Raw genomic sequence first — 23,804 nt, forward strand, 5'->3', positions numbered from 1 at the left:
TCGGCAAAGCTCCCTCTCACCGCGCATTCATTCTTCAAGGACTGCCAGCATGGCCAAGAAAAAAACCTTGAAACGCCCCAGCCTGGAGTTGTTCGAACAGGTATTCGGCAAGTATCAGAACCTCAAGAAATTCTCCGGCCTGAGAGCGTATCTGGAACGTGGCGACTCGATCTTTCCCTTGGTGGAAAAGGGGGCTGAAGGCCTGTCCGTGGATTTCGGAATCAGCCTTGAGGACGCGCAGAAGTTTCTTCACCGGGCCAACGCTCTGGCGGTTTACCTGCGACGGCAGTTCATCGAGCAATCGTTAATTGGCCAGCCAATCAAGACACCAAGCCTTGCCGGAGGTTTTAACACCGGTCCCAGTTACGAGTTATTGTTTCCCACGCCATTTGAACAATTCGCACCGGTCGGGGCTCTGGAGGATGCCACGGGGGTAGTGGCTTACCTGGTAGCGCTGTGGAACTGGGTCGGGAACAACATCGAAAAAAAAGGCGATTCCGATCCAGCAACCGGCAAGATTCCGATTCACACGCGCCGTGTCGACATCAAGGAGTTATTGATTGATGCCAACGCGATGCACCAGACGATCTCTGCCGTCGACATCATCGTCAAGGTGCTGGAAGCGTTCATCGCCAAGAACAGTGACGAGCCGGATCTGGATCTTGAAGAGGCCATGATCCAGAGACGCTACCCGAACGGTTTGCCGTACTACAAGCATTGGGCAACGATCAATACGGTCGTCGCACATCATGGTCTTTCGGTGGGGCATTTCGCACGCTGGGTGAATGCTGATTACCCGAACTTTCTCCTGCCTGATGCAAGGAATGGCGATGCTGGTCGCGCACTGGCGCATGCTTCGCGGCTGGGGCCGTTTCAACGGACATTGTTGACCGAGCCTCTCGCGCTGCCAGCTGAGAAAGAGGCCTTTTACAAAAAAAACTACGGCACCGATGAATTAACCTGGCAGAACCTCAATCAAGTGCAGTTTTTTGGTCAGAGAACCAAACTTGATGCCGAGGGGGTTGAAGCTTTTCTGTCTGTCCGCCGTTATGCGCCGACCCGATCAGACAATGTGAGGGTCTATGCGCCGCCAGCGGAAACGCCAGCGCAGGAGAGCGAACGTTCAGGCTCTGTCTTCATCAATGGCGGCAAATCCCCGGCCATCACTGTCGACTACGACAAGGGTTTGCATCGATTGAGCGAAGACCTCGCCAATCCTGAACGCTATGACCGAATGAACCGCAAACGGCGTCTGGATTTATGGCTCGGACTGCCGCCCGAACAGGTAGACGCACTCCTTGTAGCGGCCTCCACTGCAGAAGGCGCCGGGAAGAGACCTAGATCCGATTACTGGATAACTGCCAATGGGGTGCATGCCCTGGGACTGTTCCAGACTTTGCGTGAAGGTTATGGATGCACCGCCCCGGATTTCGCGGTGTTCATCGACAAGCTGGGGATCTACGGGCGCGGGCAGGCATTGTCACAGTTCGATCAGGTGTTCAACAATCGCAAGGACGACTACCGCGAGCCTTTTCTGCTGGATAACGGCGAATTCAAGCTTTTTCCCGTACAGGGCGAGATCGAGCTGACGGTCAATCGTATTTGTAGCGTTCTGGATATCGACCTGCAGACCTATCGGTATCTGGCACAAGCCATTGCGCGAGCTCAAGGCCGAACCGACACGCTGCTGCGCAGCGCCGAGATACTGTCGGCCTTCTACCGGCTGGTGAAATTGCCTCGCCTGTTGAACATGACACCAGTTGAAGGTTTGTTGATGCTCAGGGTATTGGGCGGGGACACCTGGGCTGATGGTCTGGCGGGCATTCCGGTGATCAAGGGCAGCCGCGAGCCGGGCGATGCCGTACCTGACGTGTTGAACCTCATTTCTGCGCTTGTGGCCTGCCGCTACTGGTGCGATACCCGCAACTTGCCGGTGCTCCGGATGCTGCAACAAGTCGCGGATCCACAGGTATCCAATGTGGCATCCGAGCCTGAGCTGCGTTTGTTCGAGCAGGTTCGCAGCCTGCTGAACACCGCCCTGCTGACCCATACCGCTTTCTTGACGGCCGGAGTGCCGCCGCTGACGGGCAGAGACTGGCGAGACTTGATATCGACGCTGACCGATCCGATTGGCCTGATACGATCATTCGCTGGCACGGAGTCCGAGTACCTGCTGTTTGCAAGGGAAAAGCTGGATGAGGCGGTCAGGGACGGGCTGGGTGAGGACGACGTCGCCGTGCGAGCTCCGATAGTCGAACTCATGCTCACGGTCGTGCTGCAGGCCCGAGATGCCCAGCTATCGGTGGTCAGTGAATGCCTGGCGGTTTACACCGGGCTGGATGCGCAGCGCGCGCTACAGGTACTGCGCTGGGCGAAATCGACCGCTTATGAGTTGCTGGCGCGGATTGTCGATCACCTGGCCGAGGATATGATGCTGTCACGCAGTCTGCTCGATGAGCCTCTTGATCCGCTCTTCACATTACTCGCGGACTTACGCCGGCGCAGTGCTGTCGTGGCCGAACTGGATCTGAGCATCGAAACACTCAGCGACCTGCTCGATTACGGCATCCATGACTGGTGGAAGCAGAGCGATCCCCATGCCTTCAATGTGACCGCTCTGTACTACCTGACAGTGCTCACACACGCCTTCGACATCAGCAGCAGACCGCACACTGAATTGCTGGAGTATTTGCGGCAGATCAAAGAGCTGGGTGAACCCAAGGATTTGTCGGTGGACGCCCTGCGTCTGGCGCAACAGGCATCCGAGGTATGGCTGGCACGGTTCTTCGACTGGAGCGAGCAGGAAGTGCACGAATGCATCGGGCGAATCGACCCGGAGCACAAGCTCCTGAAGAACCTCAAGCAGCTGGATCTGTTGATCCGGGTGCGCGAGCTGGCCACGCATACCAAAATGGATGCGCTGACCATCTTCCTGCTGGGCACGCTGCCTGAAACCGTCGACAAGGCGGCTTACAAGGATGCCGCCGAACACGCTTTGCTGAGTCTGTCGGAAACCGCGCCGTCGGTTCGTCCATCCGGCGAACTTCGTGCGCCGCTCGTCAACATGCAGATCAGCCCGGACAACACTGAGGTGATCGCCGGCGGCCCTGACAAGATCATTTTCACCATCACCCTGAAAGACCAGAACGGCGAAGCGCTCAGCGGAGTGGTCATTCACGGACAGTCCAGCCTCGGCACTCTCGAAATCGAGAAAACCAATCCTTCTGGTATCGCCAAAGCAACGTTTACGCCTGGCAAGGTCATGGGGGCTGAGCGTCCGTTGTTCCGGGTAGCCCTGATTGCACCCCGGGAAGCACCTCTCATCCAGTTGACTGACGATGGGCAGGGGCTGGATTTTCCGGCGCTTTTCATGTCCAGAGTGCCGGTGAGTGTTGTTCCGGCAGGGCAGGCGGTGGAGCTGTCCGCCGTACTAATGGATCGCTACGGCAATCTCGGCAAGAGCCGGCTGGTGCGCTGGACCGCGCAGGCCATCGATCCAGAGCCTCACTTGCTTGTCGAGGCGGTTATCCGGCCCTCTCAGGGCCGCACGACTCAGGAGGGTGTCGCCCGGGCAGTCGTTTCCAGCTCCACCGGTGGCAGGTTCATGTGCACCGTGTTCTCGGAGGCCAACGAGACCGGTGTGGATTTTGAACCGATCGAGTTTGCGCCTCCCGCCGTTCCTGATTGAAACCTGCGCATGCAGCCGTGCATTGGAGAAAGGATCATGAGCCAAAGCATCATCAACGATCTGCTGGAGCAGCGCCGCACCGCACTGGCGGAGTACTGCCTGGGCTATTTCGGTGAAAGCACTGACCGGTTCAGTATTGTCAAAAACACTGATCATCTGAATGAACTGCTGCGACTGGATTCACTGGACAGTCACAAGGTGCCTACTGCTTTTGGCGCCGAAGCGATCAGCTGTGCACAGAAGTTCATCAATGCCGCCTACCGCAAGCTCGAACCGGGGTATTCGAAAACAGCGTTCCCCGAAGAGGACCTGAAGCGTTGGGAACTCTATCGCAATTATTCGGACTGGTCGGCGCTGATGCTGTTGCTCATCTATCCGGAAAATTACATGACGCCTTTCGCGCGGCCACGTACGACCCGTTTGTTCCAGACGCTGATGGCCGATCTGAACCAGACGCAGTTGAACACTGATTCGGTGCTGGTTGCCTTGCGCAATTACCTGAAATCCTTTGAACAACTCTGCAACCTGGAACTCATCAGCGCCTTCTTGCACGGCGCAACGGCAGTGGATGGGCGCTATTTCTTTATTGGGCGCGAGCGGGTGGCACCTTTCAGATATTTCTGGCGTGAGGCGCAGATCGAGTTGACGTCGACCTGCACCGACGTCAATCCGGCGGCCTGGGAAGAATGGGATCCTGTCGATGTGGGCGTCGTCGGAACGGTGGTAGACATACGCCCGGTGTTCTGGGGAGGGCGGCCGTGTCTGGTCTGGGCTGAGTTGACCGATGCACTTGGAAAAAAGGACGAGTCCGGATACGTGCCATTCAAGGTGGAAATTTATGTGGCGTTCCGGTCCCGGAACGGCGACTGGTCGCCCGCATCGCTTTTGCAAAGCATCAGGAGTGACAGCGCACCGGCAGCAGGCAGTCGCTTGATTGCCACGGTTCGGGAGACCGAAAACCATCCCGATGGCTGTCTGGGTGTTTTGTTTTTCAATGGCACCCAGGCAGAGCAACCGGTGGTACGCGATACGCTGTTCCGCCCTGTTCCCACGGATAATGGCGGCTGGCTGAACATTCTGGCGCAAAGGTTTACCTCTGTCCTGACGGTCCAGCATTCATTGAGTGCGCAAACCCGACCGAAGATGGTTGTCACGATCCCGGTGACGGGGACGCTGACAGGCTTCTACGAACTTGATGCCTTCCTTCTCACTCACTCAACGGGCGATATCCTGGCTGTCAGGGGTGTTTGCAAGGCGAACAATATTGGTGCCGCGACAGAGGTCGATTTCGATTTGACGTTAAGTACGCCTTCCGGGGACGACCCAAAAGAAACAAAAGGGAAATTCTCGGGACGAGGTGAATGGGCTACGGAGTGGTTGATTTACAGGCGTGGTTCCGGTGGTTTTACCAGCACCTTCAACTTTGTATTTGGCGCCACCAACGCCACGCCAGCGTACGGTCGTAAACAGTTCGCGCTGACAATGAAGGACATCGTGGGCTTCGATCCAGCGTTGCTGGAAAAGAACCGGGGCGATGCTGCGCAGTTTCTGGCATTCAAGAAGCCGGGAACCCTGGAACGGGTACGCCTCAACTCATTGTTCGGCCCGCAGTTGGTCGCCCTGGCCAACATCTCTATGGATGCCTTGCTCGACTGGACGACGCAGTTCCTTGCCGAGCCCGTCTCGGAGTCGGGACCGGTCAACGAGCCCAACGGTGCGTTCAATGGGGCCAACGGCCTGTATTTCTGGGAGTTGTTCTTCCACCTGATTCATTTGGTGGCGTTACGTCTTCGTGATGAAAACCGTTACCGCGAATCCGAGGCCTGGCTGCGCAGGGTATTCGATCCACAGGCCATCGCGGACCCACCCTCAAACCCTGTGAAACCTTCCGACAAGCCGCTTTACTGGCGCTGTCGTCCTCTGGTGAACGACGGTAATCCGGGCTGTGAAAGTCAGGCCGGGGATGACCCATACGCGATCAGTTACGCGGCGCCACGACACTTTCGGATCCTGACTTTCATCGAGTTCGTCAGGAATCTGATGGAGGAAGGGGACTGGTATTACCGTCAGCAGACGCGAGACAGTCTGGTGATGGCCAAGGAGTGCTATCAACAGGCGCAGGCCTTGATGGGCGATCCACCTTCGGCGCGTTCGGTGACTGACTGGCAGCCACAAAAGCTTGGTGAGCTGATCACCAAGAGCAGTAGCCGCCCCTCATTGGAGGCTTTCGAAAAAACGCATGTGTATTCCCTGGCGAACGTTCCGCCATCGGCGCCCACGGCGCCGGCGATGGGCCTGCTCGCGACCGAGCCATTCAAACTGCCGACCAATGAACGCTTGCTGGCGCTGTTCGAGCTACCCCGCCAGCGTCTTTATAACTTGCGTAACTGGTTGAGTATCGATGGCAAGCCACTCGACCTGGCGCTGTACGAAGCACCGGGGGATCCCGCACAACTGTTGCGTGATCTGTCTGCCGGAGGCAGCACCGGGCCAAGGCCGATGGGCGGGCGCGTGGTCGTCAATGCCTATAACTGGCGAGTGACATTCGAGCTGGCACTGCGCTCTGTGCAGGCGTTGCAGGATTATGGCAGTCAACTCCTGCGTTTCATGGAGCAACGCGATACAGCGCAACAGGCAGAAATGCAGCAAGGGCATCTGGTGGAACAAGGCGAATGGACGAAAGCCATCCAGGAAAAATCCATCGCACAGATGAAGGCGACATTGACGGCATTGCGTCAAAGCCGCGAAGCGGTGCAGCAACGCGCCGATGGTTATTCCGCGTGGTACGACGAAAACGTCACGGTAGAGGAATACAAGGTCATGGATGACCTTCACGCCGCCAAACAACTCAACCAGGCGTCGGTGGCCATCCAGGCCACAGCAGGGGCTATTTCGGCCATACCGAAAGTCTTTGGGATGGCCAACGGCAATGCCTTTCCCGAAGGTGTGGCGCATGCCATCGCCCATGGCTTGCAGATCGCCTCCATGGGCAAGCAGGCGGATGCGGAAAAAAGAGCGGTGACCGAAGGGTATCGTCTGCGCCGTCGCGAATGGGATTTGCAGCGTAACCTGGCGCTGGCCGAACTGTCGGCGATGGATGAGCAGATCAACGCACAAGTGATTGCGGTAGACGCTGCCGAGGCGAGTCTGCAACTGGCATTGCTGACTAACCGCCAGGCCTTGGCGATGTACGACTTTCTCCAGAAACGCACCACCCACAGCCGGTTGTATGACTGGTTGCTGGCACAGCTCAAGGCACTCTACTACCAGGCTTACGATGCAGCCCGCAGTCTGTGTGTCAGTGCTCAAGCATCGCGCAGCGCGCAAACCGGTGATTATGACTCACTGCCATTACTGCCCCAGGTCTGGTCCGAAAAACATCATGGGTTGTTGGCGGGTGAACAACTGCGCGGCTTTCTGATACGTATGGAACGCGACCACTTGCAAACCTTCGAACGGCGTCTGGAACGGGTCAAGACCGTGTCCTTGCGCAAACTCTTCGACAATGCCGGCGAGCCCCAGCCTGATGCACCTTGCTGGGCCAAAGCGCTTAAAAAGCTGCAGGACACAGGGAGGCTGGCGTTCAACCTGAGCGAGTTGAACTTCAACGCCGACCATCCCGGTGAGTACTGTCGTCTGATCCGCTCGGTCGAGGTCGACTTACCGGCCTTGTTCGGGCCTTACGAGAATGCCATGGCCACCTTGACCCAGACCGGCAGCCGGACCGTCATCCGACCGTCCCCGCGTGCTGTGGAATACCTGCATAAACCTGGGAGCACACCCGTACCGGCGGATGTGCTGTTCAATACACGTTCGGGACAGCAGATCGGCGTCTCACGGGGTGTCACGGATGATGGACGCGTGATGGATGACCAGGATCCGGGTCTGCTTCGCGCCTTTGAATGCTCAGGGGCCGTTTCCTCCTGGCTGATCGACTTCCCGTGGCCGAACAAAGAGCCGCAGTCTGGTGTGCTCGCATCAATGACAGATCTTATCGTGACAATACGATATACGGCGAAGTCCGGTGAGCCGACGTTCAGGCTGGCCGTGGAAAATCTGGTGATGGACGCAAAAGCGACCACTTCGAAGCATGCCGCCAAAAGGAGCCGTCATCATGGTTAATCCCGGCATTCACGCAGAGCGTAATCTGGTCATCAATGGCGAGTTCACTGAGGGGCTGAAAGGCTGGAGCAAAGGACCGGTCAATCCGTCGTATGTCACTACAAAACCGGAGTCATACAACGGCCTTCCCTTACGCATCCTTTCCGCCCTCGACGGCTCGTCCGCCTTCCAGGAGATCGCCGTACCCAAGAGTTCCGGTGCTGATGCCACTTACCGCATCTCGTTCCTCTGTGAGATGGATCATGTTGAGGAGGGCATACTGGAACTCAGCGTGACAGGGCTGCCTGAAACACAGAAAATCCGCTTGAAACCGGGAGCCGCCCGCGATCGCAATGCGGATCGAGTGTACGAGGCAAAAGGCGAGCCTCTGGTTTTCCTTCCGATCGAATATGACGAGGCGGTGACCTTGCCTCTACATGATTCGGACGAGTTGCGTGTCTCGGTTATCAGTCCGGGCAATGAACAAGGTGATTTCTTTTCGTCATTACGCATTTCCCGCATCAACCTTCAATTGCACCTGCCGGCGACAAGGCTGCAAACACTGAGACTGGATGACCAGATGTTGCCGCTGGACCGGGTCTTGCCTTTGTGCCTGGGTGCGCTCGGCTCGTCTGCTCACCGATTCACGTGTGTGCCGGCGCAGGATGATCCGTGGCAGGGCACGCGGGCGTCCTTGAACATTGAGGCTAATCCACAAAACGCGATCGTCGCCGACCCGGACTGGGGCAAGGACAAGCCGCTGGATGACTATTCGAGTCTCTTGTGTCCGGATATCGATGGTGAGCCTCCGCATCTTTTCAAACTGCAACTACTGAACGAGTTCAACGCTCCACCCTACGACATTGCGGTCTCACTGGGTCACCACCGCTTGAAGTTCCTGGAGCTGGAGAGGGCGAAGCATTACGTGGTGCTGGAGTACGGCCAATCCGCAAAAGTTGGTGTTCGCGTTGGCTCTCACTACACCGACAGGGCGCTGGAAGGCCGGTTGGTAACCTGGACGGTTGAAGGCACAAACGTAAAAAGTACGACGCCGACCGATCCTGATGGATGGGCCTGGTTTGACCACAAACCGCTTGCCGCTGGCGATCTGCAAATTCTGGCATCGATTGAAAGTCCTTATTACGCCAGTGGTGTCGTGACTCAGGCTTTTGAGGCCAAGGTGCTGGCTACCGACCCGTTGAAGGAGGTCCGCACGCTAGTCGCAGAAGAGGAGCGGCCGTGGGAGCAGAAGGGCTATCCCAACCGGGGGACGATCTACAAGTTGCAGATCATATTTCCTGACGTTCTGCATAACACTCAAGCAACGTTGCGTTGGACCGGCACCACGCCCGAGCAGTTGGGCGTCAGAGTCACCCCGCCGCTTGAATCTGCCGTTGCGGTAGGTCCATCGGGAATGGTCGAGTATCAACTGGATAACGACGACAGACTGGATGGCCAGTTTTCTCTGCGGCTGATCTCTTCGCATTTGTTGGAGCATTCGCCCGAGAAACGGATGTCACTGGCCCGTAACGTCGTCAAGCCCGGGGATGTCCGTGAGCCTGACAGGGTTTGCGTGGTCGATGAAAACGAAAGTGCACGGATGTGGGTGCAGGTGCTGCACGATACGGCGCTCGGTGACGGCGATCCGGTCGAGCGCGCACTGGTTTTCTGGAAGGATCCGGACGGGACCGTAACGAAACGGTTTACGGGCGCGGGTGGTTGGTCCAGTCACAGCTATCAGCCGCTTGCTGCCGGAGAACACCCGGTCACTGCCACGATCAAGGCACACGAGGAGGCCGAGCCGAGTGAAAAAAACTTCATTGTGAAGGCGATTGCGACCAGTCTCTGGAAACAGCACGTGGAGATTCTTCTGGATGGAAAAACCGTCGATCTCAAGTCACTCGGTTTGATCTGTTGGCATGGCCAGATGCATACCTTGAGGGTTGTACCTGTTTCCGGAAGCTCATGGATCGGCACTAAAAGCATCAGCCTGGACTGGGGAGACGAGGACCCGAATATCGGCCTGAAGTCCGCTAACCTTGGCACTCCTTTTCCTCTGACGGCTGACGGCGTGAACTGGACGCTCGAATCCAATACGGAGGCCAGCATCAGCAGTCCGTTCGAGATGAGATTGAAGGCTGATGGTGTTGCGGATGATCGGGAATTGGTCGGCCGTTTCATCAATCCGGACCTGACGCGAGAGGTGAGCGTAAAGTTCGATCAGGTATCGGCAGCGCTCGACGGGCAAAAGCTTTATCCCTGCCTTGGAGCAGAACATCGTTTTTCAATCTGGCCTGCTGCCTTGAGCCCGTTGGTGGGACTGATGGCATCGTTGACATGGTCCGGGACGCCCGCCGATCAGCTGGGAGCAAGTGTTCTTCCTCCCTTGAGCGAGTCTCAACCATTGGGCGCCGAAGGTGCGTTCTGGGCGTTGGGTTTCATCTCCAGTACGGCGGCAGGCCAGTTTGCCCTGACGTTGAGTCTGCCTCAATTGGCGTTTGTCGCGACCGCCACGCCGATGGACCTGGGGCATCACGCGGTGAGTTTCAACCATCTGCTTGAATCGCCCGTGGATCCGGTGGTGGATCAAGATCCGGTCTGGACATGGGCGAATGTGATTTCGCGCTTTACCGGGAAGGTTGTTGCAGGTGTACCGGTGACATGGCAGGCCGCGGGTGACCCCGTTATCGCAAACACCGACGATGAAGGTAACTCCGGTTTTGGCTTTGTTCCGGCGAGTGCGGGCATTCATACAGTGCGGTCGTCGTTGATCAGCCTCTACGACAATTACACAGAAGAAAAAAGCACGACGATCCAGCCCTTGACGGTCGACCCGTGGTCGCAAGTGAAGATGAGCATCGACGGGCAGCCACAGCAGACCTGGGGCAACAGCACCGGATTTCCTCGCCGAAAAGGCGTGCACAGTGTCGTGGCATTTCTTCCAGAAGAACTGGAGGGTCAGGTTGTGCGTCTCGGGCAGACCGGAACCGCACCGTCGGTACTGGGCAATCGCTACGAGCCGGAATTGGGTGTGGCGCAGGTTGTCGCAAACGGGATCGCGAGGTTTTCGCTGCGAGCGGGCGACTTGAAGAACGGCAGCTTTGCGCTGCGGCTCTCTGCCGAGCGGCTGGCGCGGCTGTCACAGGCCCTGCCAATGTCCCAGGGCCCCGGTTCTCAAGTGCTGAAAATCAATACGGTCAGTCAGGCTCGTTCGGAGTTACTTTGGGGGGAGGATTTTGAAGCGAGCATAGAGGTCGTTTCGTCCATCAGCGGGAAGCCGATGGGAGATCTGCTCGTGAGGTTCAGTCATCCTGACTTGGGCGTTGTAGAAACGGTGACAGATTTTTACGGACGGGCGACGGTAAGGTTTGTTCCCGTAACGCCTGGTGCCAGTCAGGTGACCGCGACGGTCGGCGATACCCTGAATTCCGTTTCGGTCGAGATGGATCTTGACCTCGCAGAGCCGAGGCAAATCGTTGAACTGTATGAACCGACCGGTTCCAGACAACCACCGGATGTGTCTCAGGCGCACGCCAAAGCCAAGGTGACGTCTGCCTTGACGGGGTTGCCCTTGGCGGATGTTCCAGTGGCGTGGGAGTTTGCCGGGCACGCAATGAACTCGGTCACCAATGCTGAAGGCATCGCTGATTTGACCTTCACGTATTCGGATGAGGGCGATGGTGTGTTGTCGGCCACGGTACAAGGGGGGATTGGTGGTTGGGATATGGCGGTATTGGCGTATATCGGGGAGGTGCCGGTGATCGAGTCGATGACCAGTCCCGCTACAACGATCGTGTCAGGAGACTTGGCGAGGGCCGATGTCAAGATCGTTGATCGGCGTAACGGGCAGGCAATGGACAAGGTCAGGGTCTACTGGTTTATCGGGGAGGTCCCATTCACTTCTACATTGACGGGGCCTGATGGTAAGACGTTTTTTGAGGGATGGGTGGACGAACCCGGAGAGTTTGTAATCACCGCCAGGGTAGGATTTGGATATGAGAGGTTCTTGGAATTTATCGTAATCAGCGAGTTGGCTGACTTGCAGCTATCAATTTATGAAGTGCCACTTGGCGGTGATATTACGGTTGAGACTCGTGTAGTCCCTGCAATTGCTGGGGCGGAAGTTGTGCTGCGTTTTACAGGCGAGCTGGACCAACGTGTCACTACGAATGCCGCTGGTTTGGCGAGTGCTGTATTCACGGCAAACCAAATCCCGGAGGGGCAGTTTGCAACGGTAAGTGCTACGGTAGGTGCAACTGGCGATGCGGGGAAAGAGGCGGGAATGACGCTCGTGAGGATGGTCTGGGTCAAAGATCCTGCCGCGGCTAATACGATGTCATTTTTTTGGAACAGCCAACCTATCTCCAATCCTGGTACGGCTTGGCCCATTAAACCCAATACGCTTGTGGGACTGGGAATGAATACAGCGTCAGTAAACCGCAGCAAGGAATACGCAGTGTTTTGCAATCGGTCTGACGTTTCTATATCTCCTCCGCCAGGTTTCTTCAGAAGCTTTTATGATGCCCATCCTTTGAATTGGTCGGTGAATGTTAATCTCCCCAAGCACACGTCAATTATTATTGTTTTTGCCTCCAGAGACTCTACCGTGTCGGGGCGTTTAGCTCTCTATGTGAGCGAGTACGGAGATCAATTTGCTTGAAACCTCGATAAACCAGGGGAGACTAAAACTCCCCGACTCTTTTCCAACTCATATACCGTGTAACCAATGCCGCGCCCAGCCTTGTGGGTTCGACGTCCACCGCCAGCGCTCCATGAGTGCTCAACCGCTCATGGAGTTCTGCCCGAGTATTCAGATAGTCCACCGTCGCGCAGTAACTTAGTGTTTCTTGCAGCGTTTGTACCGACGTTTGGCGAGTGGTTTCGGATGTCACTTCGCACAAACTTGCAATCAGAACGCGATGCTGCCGAGATAGATGTCTGACGGCGCTGAGCAATTCATCATCGTCATCCCGTAAATTGGTCACCAGCACCACCAGTGCCCGACGTTTTTGTTTGATCAGCAGTTGAGTGGCGGCTGCCAAATAATCTGCCGCACGTTGCGTGCTATCCACATCGTAAACACCATTGAGCAACACCTTGAGCTGTCCCGCACCTTTGACCGGTGCAATAAATCGCGGCTGATCACTGGCAAAGGTGGACAGCCCCACTGCATCCCCCTGCCGCAACGCCACATAACTCAATAACAGACACGCATTCAACGCATGATCGAAATGCGACAGCTCTCCATCCTGACTGCGCATGTTCCGCCCGCAATCGAGCATGAAGATGATCTGCTGATCCCGTTCGTCTTCGTACTCCCGGGCAATCGGTGTGCGATGGCGGGCGGTGGCTTTCCAGTCGATCTGGCGCAGGCTGTCGCCTTCGCGAAACTCCCGCAGTTGATGGAATTCCATCCCCTGGCCACGACGTTGGCGCTGGCGTACGCCGAGCTGGCTGAGCCAGTTGTCGACCGCCAGCAACTGGCCGCCGTAGAGGCGGGCGAAGTCGGGGTAGACGCGGGTGTGATCGGTGAGGTTCAGCAGGCGTTTACCGGACCACAGGCCGAAGGGACTCGGCAGGTTGAGTTCGCAGGTGTCGAAGGTGAAGTGGCCGCGTTTGAGCGGGCGCAGGCGATAGCCGATCAGGCTGCGCTGGCCGGGCTGCAGCTCGGTGGAGAGCGGCAGGTTTTCGAAGCTCAGTCCATCGGGTACGTGGTCGAAGAGTTGAATGGTCAGTGGTTGGTCGAAATCGTGTTCGACTTCCAACCGGATTTCGCTCCAGCGACCGAGGGCCAGACTGCCGGGCATCTGTCGTTGCACCCGGGGCGAGGGCAGGCGTTTGAGGCGCAGCGCGTCCAGCAGGCTCAGCGCCAACAGAGCCAGCAACAATCCCCAGTTGATCGACAACAGGCTCGATGGCACCTCGACGTCCAGCGCCTGCAACGTGCCCAGCACTATGCCGATGGCCAGCAGGATCGCCAGCCAGTTCAACAACAGGCGCGAGGGTTTCACAGGCGCGGCACCGGGATCTGGTCAAGCAGTTGCTGAAGCACTTGATCGACTTGCAGCCCTTCGATGTCCAGCTCCGGCGCAAGGCGTACGCGGTGACGCAGCACCGCCAGCGCGCAACCCTTGATGTCGTCCGGGATCACGAACTCGCCGCCGCGCAACAGGGCCCGGGCGCGGGCGCAACGGACCAGTGCGATGGACGCTCGGGGGCCGGCGCCGAGGCTCAGCCCCGGCCAGGTGCGGGTGCTGCGGGCGAGGCGCACGGCGTAATCGAGCACTTGATCGTCCAGCGGCAAATCACTGGCGATGCGTTGCAGGGCTTGCACGTCCTTGGCTTGCAACACGGTGCGCAGCGGTTGCACGTCGAGCATGTCGGCGCGGGTCGAGCGGCTGACCTGGCGCACCATGTCCAGCTCCTGATCGGCGTCGGGGTAATCCATGCGCACCTTGAGCATGAAGCGGTCGAGCTCGGCTTCCGGCAGGGGGTAAGTGCCTTCCTGTTCGATCGGGTTTTGCGTGGCGAGCACCATGAACGGTTGGGCAATCGGCAGGGCGCGGCCTTCGAGGGTGACCTGACGTTCCTGCATTGCTTCGAGCAGTGCGGCTTGAGTCTTGGCCGGGGCGCGGTTGATCTCGTCGGCCAGCAGCAGATTGGTGAACAGCGGGCCTTTGCGCAGTTTGAATTGCTCGGTCTGCAGGTCGTAGACCGCGTGGCCGGTGACGTCGCTGGGCATCAGGTCCGGGGTGAACTGGATGCGCGCGAACTCGCCGCCGAAGCATTTGGCGAGGGCGCGTACCAGCAGGGTTTTGCCAAGGCCGGGAACGCCTTCGAGCAGCACGTGACCGCCGGCGATCAGCGCGGTCAGCACGTCGTCGATCACCGGGTTCTGGCCGATCAGCGCCTTTTGCAATTCACCGCGTACCGCTTGCGCCAACTGACTGGCTCGGTGGCGTTGCTGGGCCGCGTGGCTGGGCGAGCCGGGTTCGATGTGTTCGGTCATAGCGAGTTCCTCAAGGCTTGCAGGTGGGCGACCTGGCGGCAGAATTCGGCGCTGGACAGGCGCCGCTTCGGTGCCGGGCTCAGCGCCTGGCTGATGGCACGGGTCGGCTGGCGGGTCAGGCGCGACAGGGCCAGCCATTGTTCGGCGACGTTCAGTTGGTCGAAACCGGGATGTCGGTGACGGGCGCGGCGCAAGACGTCCTGCTGCAAGGCTTGCAGCAAGGTCTGTTGACCGTTGTGACGCAGGATGAAATCGGCGCTGGCGCGCAGGTGTTCCATCAACTGACGACGACCACTTGGGGCGGGCGCCTGCACCGGGCCTTGGCGTACGCCGACATGCCACAACCACAGTCCGATCAAAGTGAGCAGGGCGACGATGGCTTGCGGGAAATAGCGCCAGAGCAAGGTCAGCAGACCGTCGTGTTCGGTGTTGTACAGCAAGGTCACGGCGGTGTCGGCGCTCAGGTACCAGAGCAGCCACGCGTTGTCGTGTTGAGCGATGGCCGGGGTTTTCCACAGATCGGCATCGGTGACCACGGTGATCGTGCCGACGCCGTAGGGCAGTTGCATCATGTGCGTGGCGCGGGCGCTGTTGGCCCAGGCCTGGGCGAGGTTTTTCGGGTCGTCGAGGTGGAACGCGGTGTCGAACCCGGCGTAGGCGGGGGCGTCTTCGTCTTCCAGATAGAGCTTGGTCAGGTTGGGCCAGGGATCGTCGTCGGCATCCGGCGGCGGATCTTTCAGATCCTTGCTCAGGGACTGATGCAGCTGTACGCGGTCGAGCAGCAGGTCGTTGCTCTGGCCGGTCTTTTCATCCCACAGCGACTCGGCGACGAATACCAGCCGCCCGCCGGCCCGGGCCCAGTTCAAGACCTGATCGACCTGGCGCGGCGTCATTTTTGAACGGTCGTTGAACAGCAGCAGTGTGTGTCGGCGCGGGTCAATCTCGGGCAACACGGCGAGGCTCTCGGCATGGCCGACAGTTATCCCGTGACTGCGTAGAAACATCTCCGCCGCCAGATAAGGATTGGCTTGCGCGGCGGGGGAAGGGCCGTGATCGACCACGGCCTGGTAAGGCGTGGCCTTGAGGTACAGATAAACGCCCAGCGCACCCAACAAGGCAACAATCAATGCGCCGGTCAGCCAGAGTGCGCGCCGGTTCAACGGGCAGCTCCATGGCCGAACAGGGATCGCCAGCCATCGCACAATTCCTGTTGCAGATGCGCCGCCGGAACGCGGTGCCCGTAGGCCATGTTCTGCCAGTGGCCGGTGAGATGGCGGCTGTAAGCGAGCAAGTCCGGACGCTGCAAATGCTCGATCCGGGCCAGCACCTCGCTTTCGGTGTCAGCAGGTTTAAGGGTCAGGTTGAAGTCGTGCAGCAGATGACTTAGCAGCGCCCGATACAACAGGCCGAGCGCCGCACGGGGCTGGGTCTGCCAGAGCTGTTCGGCGCTGGCGGCGATATCGTCGGGCAGGGTTTCCCGGCTCAGGTCGAGGCCGAAGGCTTGCTGTGGCACGGGGCGTTTTATCCGCTCGGGCAATCGCGGGCGACGGTTGACGAATGTTTGCAGAAACTCTCGGTAGCGCCAGATCAACCAGCCGAGCGCCCCGATCACGACGGCCCAGAGCAACACTTCAATGGCCTTGGCCAGCCCGTTGAGGTGTTGACCATTGAGCCAGCCCAGCAAGGTTTTCAGCCATTGTGGGGCTTTGCTGTCCTTGGGTTTTTCGGCGGTGGCAGGATCTTCGCCGAAGCGATAACGGGTGACGGTTTCCTTGTTCTTGAACGGCGGTTGTTCCAGCAAGTCCTTGATGCTGTCGCGGGAGGCCTGACTGGTCAGTGGCTGATTCAGGAGCCGGGGCGCATCCGGGGCGGTGGCAGGGTCGGCGGCCCATGCCGAGGGCAATCCGGGCAGCAGCAGACAGACCACCAGCAGCAAACCGAGTGCGCTGCTGTTCAGGCGTTGGCGCAAACGGCGGAACACCAGTTCGATGTCCCACGCTTCCAATACCGTGCGCCGGTTCAGGTAGAGGCTGAAACCGCAGGCGACGTAGATCGGTTCCCAGATCACCAGTATCAGTGCGTAGAAGGCATTGGTCAGGTGCTCGAGCCAGCGCCATTGGTGGTCGGCGGCGAAGATCAGGCTTTGCCAGTCCCAATCGGTTTCGACCTGTTGCGGCAGAAGCAGGTAAAACAACACCATCAGGCCGATCCACAGTGCCGTTTCCAGATGGACGCCGATGATCGTCAGCCACTGGGCTGCGCCGGCATTGCGTTGCAGCAGCACCCGCAAACGCTGCTGACGTGCGAGGCCGTCCAGGCCTTCAAGCTGTACCACCGGCATCAGGAAGCTGCGACTGAAGCTCAGGCGTCGCCAGGTCAGACTCGCCAGCAGTTGAGGTTTGAGCAGTTTTGGCCATTGGCGTAATGCCTGTTTCAGCGTGGGTGTTTCGCCGAACAGCGCTTTGGACAGGATGTACAGCGGCAAGCGTTCGTACGCCGGTTTCAGCCACCAGAAGATGAACACCGCGAGCGACGGCGAATCCCAGAGCAACAGACTGAGCACCACGAACAGCGGCAGGGTGACGATGGCCCAACTGGTCATCAACAGACGCCGGTGCTGCTGGCTCATACGCACGCCCAGGTCCATGGCTTCCCAGGTATTGCGCGGACGGATCACCACAGTCGCGTCACTCAGGCGCATGGCGGGTCCTTCCGGCGAACAGCAGATACGTCGCCACGCAGAGCCAGAGCCCGGCGCCGACCAGGTATTTGGTCTGCGGCGTAACCCCGGTGCGTGACGACCAGTACGCCTCGATAAACGCGGCGATCAACAAAAACAGCATCACCCCGCAGATCAGCAGCACGCTCTGGCGCGCGGCATGTCTCAAGGCCTCGCCGCGTGTCAGGCGTCCCGGCGCGATCAACGCCCAGCCCAGTTTCAGCCCCGCAGCGCCGGCCAAAGCAATGGCGGTGAGTTCGAACGCACCGTGCCCGATCACGAACGACCAGAAGGTCTGGCCGTAGCCGATTTCACTGAGGTGCCCGGCCACGGTGCCGATGATCAAGCCGTTGTAAAACAGGAAAAACGCGCTGCCCACCCCCAGCAGCAATCCGCTGGCGAAGGTCTGAAAGGCGATGCCGATGTTGTGCATGATGTAGTAGCCGAACATCACCCAGTCTTCGCTGGCGGCGCGTTCGGCCGAACGCCCGAGGTGGCCGGCGGCGGGGTCGTACATGCTCTGCATCTCGCGCACCTGATCGGCGGGGATCAGGTTGTAGACCAGCTCGGGGAACAGGTAAACCAGCAACCCGAAACCGATCAGGCTGCCAAAAAACAGCAACCCGGCGGCCAGTACGAAGCGCCATTCGGCGCGTACCAGCCGTGGGAATCCGGCCAGGATGAAGCCCAGCAGGTTGGCGCCGAGCTGGCTGCGGTGACGGTAAAGTTGTTGATGACCGCGCAGCACGAGCTGCTGCAACGAATCGACGAGAAAACTGCTGTAGCCACGTTCCTGCGCCAGCGCCAGATGCTGGCAGAGTCGCCGGTAGGCCTTGGGAAATTCAGCCACCTGCGAAGTGTCCTTGCCTCGTTCCAGACGTTCGAGGGCGAGCGTAAAGCGCTCCCATTCGGCCTTGTGGCGGGTTTCGAAAAGGCTTTGCTTCATGTCGGCCCCAACAGGCCACGGGCGATGCCGTTGAGTTCACCGACGGCTTTCGGCGCGCTGACGTGCAGCGGCTGAGCCAGGAGTGCCGCGAGTTCGTTGACCCGCGCGGTCGACAGTTCACCCTGACGCTCGGCGAAAGCGAGCAGGGCCCGTTGTTCGGTCAGGGTCAGCGGGACCGGCGAGCGGCGGGGGGCGGCATCGGGCAATTGCGGGCGCTTGAGCGGGCGTTCGCTGTAGATCACCAGCGTGCCGGCAGCGATGTCGCCGAGGCGTTTGAAGGTCGGGTGTTGCAGGCAACTGATGGCGCCAAGGAAATAGCCGAACGGCATCAGGTCAACGAAACGCAGCAGGTTGCGCAGCAAGGAGGCCGACCAGCCCACCGGGGTTCCATCGTCGTGCACTACCCGCAGGCCCATCCATTGCTTGCCCGGCGAACGACCCTGACGCAGCACTTCGAACAGCACCATGTACCACCAGCTCACTGCAAACAACAGCAGCGAGCCCAGACCGATGCCGAGTTTGCCGAGCAGCGCCAGCAACATGAACAGCAGCCCCAGGATCAGCCCGCGCAAAACCAGATCGATGGTGAAGGCCACGGCACGCACCATCAGGCCGGCGGGACGCAGCGGCAGGTCGATGCCTTCCGGCGTTTCGACCTGATGCCGTGTGTCCAGCGGCGGGGCCAGCGTTGCTTTCCTTGGCGGTGCTGTGGTCTCGAGCATGGGCTACCTGATGTTGCCGGATCGGGATGCGAGTGAATCCGATGCTAGCAGCCTCTCGGGGGAAAACGACATAACTATGTCATTCACATCGTTCAACCAAAGGTGACTGAATGATGCGGTGCTGGCCGCGACGGCGGTCGAACGCCTAGACTTTGCCGATCTTCAGTTCAGGAACCGCCCGTGACTTCCATCTTCTGGTACGACTACGAAACCACCGGCATCAATCCGCGATGCGACCGACCGTTGCAGGTGGCCGGGATTCGCACCGACCACGATCTCAACGAAATCGACGAACCGGTCAATCTTTACTGCCAGCCCAGCGAAGACATCCTGCCGCACCCGGCGGCGTGCGCAATCACCGGCATCACCCCGAGTCGCCTTGCCGAACAAGGTTTGAGCGAAGCCGATTTCATGACCCGGGTCCACGCCCAGCTCGCGGCGCCCGGCACCTGCGGCGCGGGGTACAACACCCTGCGCTTCGATGACGAGATGACTCGTTACAGCTTGTATCGCAACTTTTTCGATCCTTATGCCCGTGAATGGCAGGGCGGTAACAGCCGCTGGGATCTGATCGATGTGGTGCGCGCCGCTTACGCATTGCGTCCCGATGGTCTGGTCTGGCCGACCGATGACGAAGGCAAGGTCACGCTCAAGCTCGAACGCCTGAGCGCCGCCAATGGCATCGATCACGGCAATGCCCACGAGGCGTTGTCGGACGTTCGCGCCACCATCGCTCTGGCCCGATTGATCCGCGAGAAGCAGCCGAAGTTGTATGACTGGTTGTTCCAGCTGCGCAGCAAACAGAAGGTCATGGACCAGATTCGTCTGTTGCAGCCGATGGTGCACATTTCCGGACGCTTCTCGGCGGCGCGCAGTTTTGTCGGTGTGGTGCTGCCGCTGGCCTGGCATCCGCGCAACAAGAACGCGCTGATTGTCTGTGATCTGCACCTGGACCCTCAGGGCCTGCTGGATCTGGATGCGCAGACCTTGCGCCAGCGCCTGTATACCCGCCGTGAAGATCTGGCCGAAGGCGAATTGCCGGTGCCGCTCAAGCTCATTCACATCAACAAGTGCCCGGTGGTGGCACCGTTGTCGGTGTTGAGGGCTGAAGATCAGCAGCGTCTGGGTCTGGACATGGCGCTGTATCAGGCCCGTGCATTGCGACTAAGTGACGCACAACAAGTTTGGAAAGATAAAGTCCCGACGATTTATGCCAGCGAAGATTTCACCCCGAGTGAAGATCCCGAACAACAGTTGTACGACGGATTTATCGGCGATCGTGATCGTCGTTTATGTGAGCAAGTGAGGACGGTGGATCCTGCGCAATTGGCGCGAGAGCAATGGCCGTTCGATGACGAACGTTTGCCTGAATTGTTGTTTCGATATCGCGCACGTAACTTTCCGGATACGTTGAATTTCGAAGAGCAAGAACGCTGGCAAATCTTTTGTCGGCAGCGCTTGTCCGAGCCTGAATGGGGTGCGCCTAATACCTTGCAATCTTTTACAGAGGCCGCGGAGCAATGGTTGCTTAGTGCCTCGCCATTACAGCGCGAGGTGCTGGGTGAATGGCAGAGTTATGTCCAGGCATTGCGCAAACGTTTGAATCTTTGAAATCGAACATGTCCGTTGCCTGAACGGCGGGCATAAAAAAACGCCAGCGGATGCTGGCGTTTCTTTGTGTCGCGGACGGGTCTGCGACAAGGGTTGCGGCTTAGCCCAGCAGGGTAGCCCAGCCTTCAACCACGTCACCGCCCCACTTGGCTTTCCACTCTTTCAGAGTCTTGTGGTTGCCACCTTTGGTTTCGATGACTTCGCCGTTGTGCGGGTTTTTGTATTGTTTAACTTTGCGTGCACGCTTGGTGCCGGTAGTTTTTACTGCGCCGCCACGTGGGGCCTTGGTTTTGGACTCTGGATCCAGCAGCGCGATGATGTCACGCAGGGACTTGGAGTATTCGCCCATCAGGGTGCGCAGTTTGCCTTCGAATTCCAGCTCGGCTTGCAGTTTGTCGTCTTGCGACAGGTTCTTCAAACGGGCTTGCAGCTCTTTGATGGCTTCTTCGGTGGCACGATATTCGTTGATCAAGGACATGATTACTACCTTATTGGGAGTGCGCGATGGCAGGGGACAGTGCGGCAATAATAGTCAGGCTGTTTCATCAAGTAAACATTTAACCGGGCTTTTTATTTGGATTAGTTACGTTGAAAAGCCCTGAATTGAATATTCAGTTAAATAATGTGATGCAGTCTTCACAGATATTCACAGAGACCGGTTGGTGCAGGGCTATTAGCGCGCCATCATCCTGACGATTGCCTGCGTCAAAAAAGCTGCGGCGAGGCCAGGCGGGGCCCAAGGCTCATCGATACTGCAGTTTTGCGGCGTAGTCGCTAGAATGTCCGCCTTTGCGAAGTTCTGGAGTTTCCCCCTCATGCGCACTTTTCGGCTGGTGATTTCTTGCCCGGACCGCGTTGGCATCGTTGCCAAAGTCAGTAACTTTCTGGCGGCCCACAATGGCTGGATCACCGAAGCGAGCCACCACTCGGACAATCAGGTCGGCTGGTTCTTCATGCGTCACGAAATCCGTGCCGATTCCCTGCCTTTCGGTATCGAGGTGTTGCGCGAGAAGTTTGCACCGATCGCCGAAGAGTTCTCGATGGACTGGCGCATCACCGACACCGAGCAGAAAAAACGTGTGGTGCTGATGGCCAGCCGTGAGTCCCACTGCCTGGCCGACCTGCTGCACCGCTGGCACAGCGATGAACTCGATTGCGAGATCTCCTGCGTGATTTCCAACCACGACGACCTGCGCAGCATGGTCGAGTGGCACGGCATTCCTTATTACCACGTTCCGGTCAATCCGCAGGACAAGCAACCGGCCTTCGACGAAGTGTCGCGTCTGGTCAAGCAGCACGACGCCGAAGTGGTGGTGCTGGCGCGCTACATGCAGATCCTGCCGCCGGACATGTGCCGCGAATACGCGCACAAGGTCATCAACATTCACCACAGTTTCCTGCCGTCGTTTGTCGGCGCCAAGCCGTATCACCAGGCGTCGCTGCGCGGCGTGAAACTGATCGGCGCAACCTGCCACTACGTGACCGAAGAGCTGGATGCCGGCCCGATCATTGAGCAGGACGTGGTGCGCGTCAGCCACAGCGACAGCATCGAAGACATGGTGCGTTTCGGCCGTGACGTCGAGAAGATGGTGCTGGCCCGCGGCCTGCGCTATCACCTGGAAGACCGCGTGCTGGTGCACGGCAACAAGACCGTGGTGTTCTGATTCAGGCTCGTTCCCACGCTCTGCGTGGGAATGCTTCTTCAGACGCTCCGCGTCTGCCTTGGGACGCAGAGCGTCCCGGGCTGCGTTCCCACGCAGAGCGTGGGAACGATCCACGATTCACGGACTTTGAGGGGATTCATATGAGCGATCCACTGGACAAAGCCACCTCCAAAGCGCCCGCCACTCTGGGCGAAGGCTGCCTGAGCCGCTATGACCCGGATGACCTGAGCCCGGAGGATGGCACGGACTTCCCCGACGCCGCCGCGTTGTGGGAACAGCTCAAGGAAGAGAAACCCGACGACGTCAAGCCTGGCGCACCTTCATCAGCTTCCTGAGCAGCGGGCGCCCGAGCATCAGCAGGAAAATCGGCCCGCCGACCAGCAAGTAGAAGTAAAACGTCATCGCCCGCCAGATCAGGATCGCCGCCGCAGCGGTCGACGCCCCCACCATGGGTGCCAGCAGCGCCGCCGACGTCAGTTCCGCCGCCCCGGCCCCGCCCGGCAGCAGGCTGAACTGTCCCGCCCCCAGTGAAAGCATCTGAATCAGAAACGTCCAGGCCCACTGCACATCCGCCCCCAGCCCCCGCAGCGCCAGATACAGCACGCTGTAACGCAGCGACCAATGCACGCACGTCAGGGCAAACACCTTGAACAGCGTTTGTCGCGGCAGTTTCAGAGCATCGGTGAACGCCGCGAGAAAATGCAGCAGCTTGCGCGCCCAGCGCCATCGCGTGGCGGTTTGCACGTTCATGCGCGCCAGCAACCGGCCACTCCAGCGAATCAGCATCCGGTGATAACGCGCCACCAGCACACAACCGAACAACCCGCCGAACAACGAAATGGCGCTGACAATCAGCAGCCATTCCATCCGGTCGCTCAGATGCTGGAACAAGGCATAAATCAGAATCCCGCCCAACGCACACAGAAAGAACAGCAGGTCGCTCAACTGATCCATTGCAAACACTGCGCTGCCCCGGGCCGGGCGCACCCCGCTGCGGGCCAGCAGCGCCATGATCGTCAACGGCCCGCCAGTGCCGCCGGGCGTGGCACACCAGGCGAACTCGGCGGCCATGACCACGCCAAGGCTCTTCAGCGGCGTGACCCGTTCACGCTGATCGCCGAGCAGCAGGCGCAGGCGCAAGGTATTGATGCCCCAGCACAGCAGAACCATGGCCAGCAGGATGGACAGCCAGTGCAGAGGAAAGGCTTGCAGCCGCGTCCAGGTTTCACCGCCGCCCAATAACGAAGGGATCAGCACGGCGGCCAGCAGACCGATCAGCAACAGAATGCCGCGACTCATGCGCGATGTCCGTGCTGGCGCGTTAGCGTGATTTCAGTGATTTGC

General features: G+C 59.0%; 14 protein-coding genes. 6 read left to right on the plus strand and 8 right to left on the minus strand.

Translation table 11 applies throughout. The annotated features are described in order from the left end of the window. Window positions 1-49: 49 nt before the first annotated feature. Genes OQ248_RS17175 through OQ248_RS17185 form a run of 3 tightly spaced genes read left to right on the plus strand, consistent with a single transcriptional unit; the run spans window position 50 to window position 12,449 of the window. Window positions 50-3,688 (plus strand): Tc toxin subunit A, encoded by a 3,639-nt coding sequence (locus OQ248_RS17175; RefSeq protein ID WP_265813408.1) that lies wholly within the window; start codon window positions 50-52, stop codon window positions 3,686-3,688. A gap of 36 nt (window positions 3,689-3,724) precedes the next feature. Next, window positions 3,725-7,810, plus strand: a complete 4,086-nt coding sequence (locus tag OQ248_RS17180) for a neuraminidase-like domain-containing protein (RefSeq protein ID WP_265813409.1) — start codon at window positions 3,725-3,727, stop codon at window positions 7,808-7,810. After that, window positions 7,803-12,449: a hypothetical protein gene (locus OQ248_RS17185; RefSeq protein ID WP_265813410.1), complete on the plus strand. Its 4,647-nt coding sequence runs from the start codon at window positions 7,803-7,805 to the stop codon at window positions 12,447-12,449. The genes OQ248_RS17180 and OQ248_RS17185 overlap by 8 nt, the downstream gene beginning before the upstream one ends. A gap of 22 nt (window positions 12,450-12,471) precedes the next feature. Here OQ248_RS17185 and OQ248_RS17190 read toward each other — a convergent pair whose 3' ends face one another. From OQ248_RS17190 to OQ248_RS17215, 6 genes are read right to left on the minus strand one after another with little or no spacing between them, the layout of a single operon-like run. Then, window positions 12,472-13,800: a DUF58 domain-containing protein gene (locus OQ248_RS17190; protein ID WP_265813411.1), complete on the minus strand. Its 1,329-nt coding sequence runs from the start codon at window positions 13,798-13,800 to the stop codon at window positions 12,472-12,474. After that, the gene (locus OQ248_RS17195; protein WP_265813412.1) at window positions 13,797-14,798 is read right to left on the minus strand and encodes a MoxR family ATPase; all 1,002 of its coding nucleotides are present in this window, start codon (window positions 14,796-14,798) and stop codon (window positions 13,797-13,799) included. The genes OQ248_RS17190 and OQ248_RS17195 overlap by 4 nt, the downstream gene beginning before the upstream one ends. Continuing rightward, entirely contained in the window at window positions 14,795-15,958 is a 1,164-nt protein-coding gene (locus OQ248_RS17200) for a DUF4350 domain-containing protein (protein ID WP_265813413.1), read from the minus strand. Before OQ248_RS17200 ends, OQ248_RS17195 begins: the two co-directional genes overlap by 4 nt. Beyond that, window positions 15,955-17,499, minus strand: coding sequence for a DUF4129 domain-containing protein (locus tag OQ248_RS17205; protein ID WP_265813414.1), 1,545 nt, complete (start codon window positions 17,497-17,499; stop codon window positions 15,955-15,957). The genes OQ248_RS17200 and OQ248_RS17205 overlap by 4 nt, the downstream gene beginning before the upstream one ends. Next, a complete protein-coding gene (locus tag OQ248_RS17210) occupies window positions 17,486-18,463 on the minus strand; it encodes a stage II sporulation protein M (protein WP_265813415.1) in 978 nt (325 codons plus the stop codon). The genes OQ248_RS17205 and OQ248_RS17210 overlap by 14 nt, the downstream gene beginning before the upstream one ends. Then, window positions 18,460-19,185: an RDD family protein gene (locus OQ248_RS17215; RefSeq protein WP_265813416.1), complete on the minus strand. Its 726-nt coding sequence runs from the start codon at window positions 19,183-19,185 to the stop codon at window positions 18,460-18,462. Before OQ248_RS17215 ends, OQ248_RS17210 begins: the two co-directional genes overlap by 4 nt. 180 nt (window positions 19,186-19,365) lie before the next feature. Here OQ248_RS17215 and sbcB point away from each other — a divergent pair, with 180 nt between their 5' ends. Beyond that, entirely contained in the window at window positions 19,366-20,796 is a 1,431-nt protein-coding gene (sbcB, locus tag OQ248_RS17220; RefSeq protein ID WP_265813417.1) for an exodeoxyribonuclease I, read from the plus strand. Window positions 20,797-20,896: 100 nt separating this feature from the next. On the opposite strand, the gene mvaT is transcribed toward sbcB, so the two are convergent. After that, entirely contained in the window at window positions 20,897-21,274 is a 378-nt protein-coding gene (gene mvaT / locus OQ248_RS17225; RefSeq protein ID WP_046054737.1) for a histone-like nucleoid-structuring protein MvaT, read from the minus strand. 337 nt (window positions 21,275-21,611) lie between these two features. Between mvaT and purU the strand changes: the two genes are divergently transcribed. Both purU and OQ248_RS17235 read left to right on the plus strand, forming a co-directional pair. Then, a complete protein-coding gene (gene purU, locus OQ248_RS17230; RefSeq protein WP_007912774.1) occupies window positions 21,612-22,460 on the plus strand; it encodes a formyltetrahydrofolate deformylase in 849 nt (282 codons plus the stop codon). A 140-nt stretch (window positions 22,461-22,600) separates the two neighbouring features. Then, a complete protein-coding gene (locus OQ248_RS17235; RefSeq protein WP_265813418.1) occupies window positions 22,601-22,795 on the plus strand; it encodes a hypothetical protein in 195 nt (64 codons plus the stop codon). Here OQ248_RS17235 and OQ248_RS17240 read toward each other — a convergent pair. After that, window positions 22,764-23,759 carry a lysylphosphatidylglycerol synthase transmembrane domain-containing protein gene (locus tag OQ248_RS17240; RefSeq protein ID WP_265813419.1) on the minus strand — a complete coding sequence of 332 codons (996 nt, stop codon included), beginning with the start codon at window positions 23,757-23,759 and terminating at the stop codon, window positions 22,764-22,766. The genes OQ248_RS17235 and OQ248_RS17240 overlap by 32 nt on opposite strands. Window positions 23,760-23,804 lie beyond the last annotated feature (45 nt).

This window comes from Pseudomonas sp. COW5, assembly GCF_026240005.1.
GTDB lineage: Bacteria > Pseudomonadota > Gammaproteobacteria > Pseudomonadales > Pseudomonadaceae > Aquipseudomonas > Aquipseudomonas kribbensis.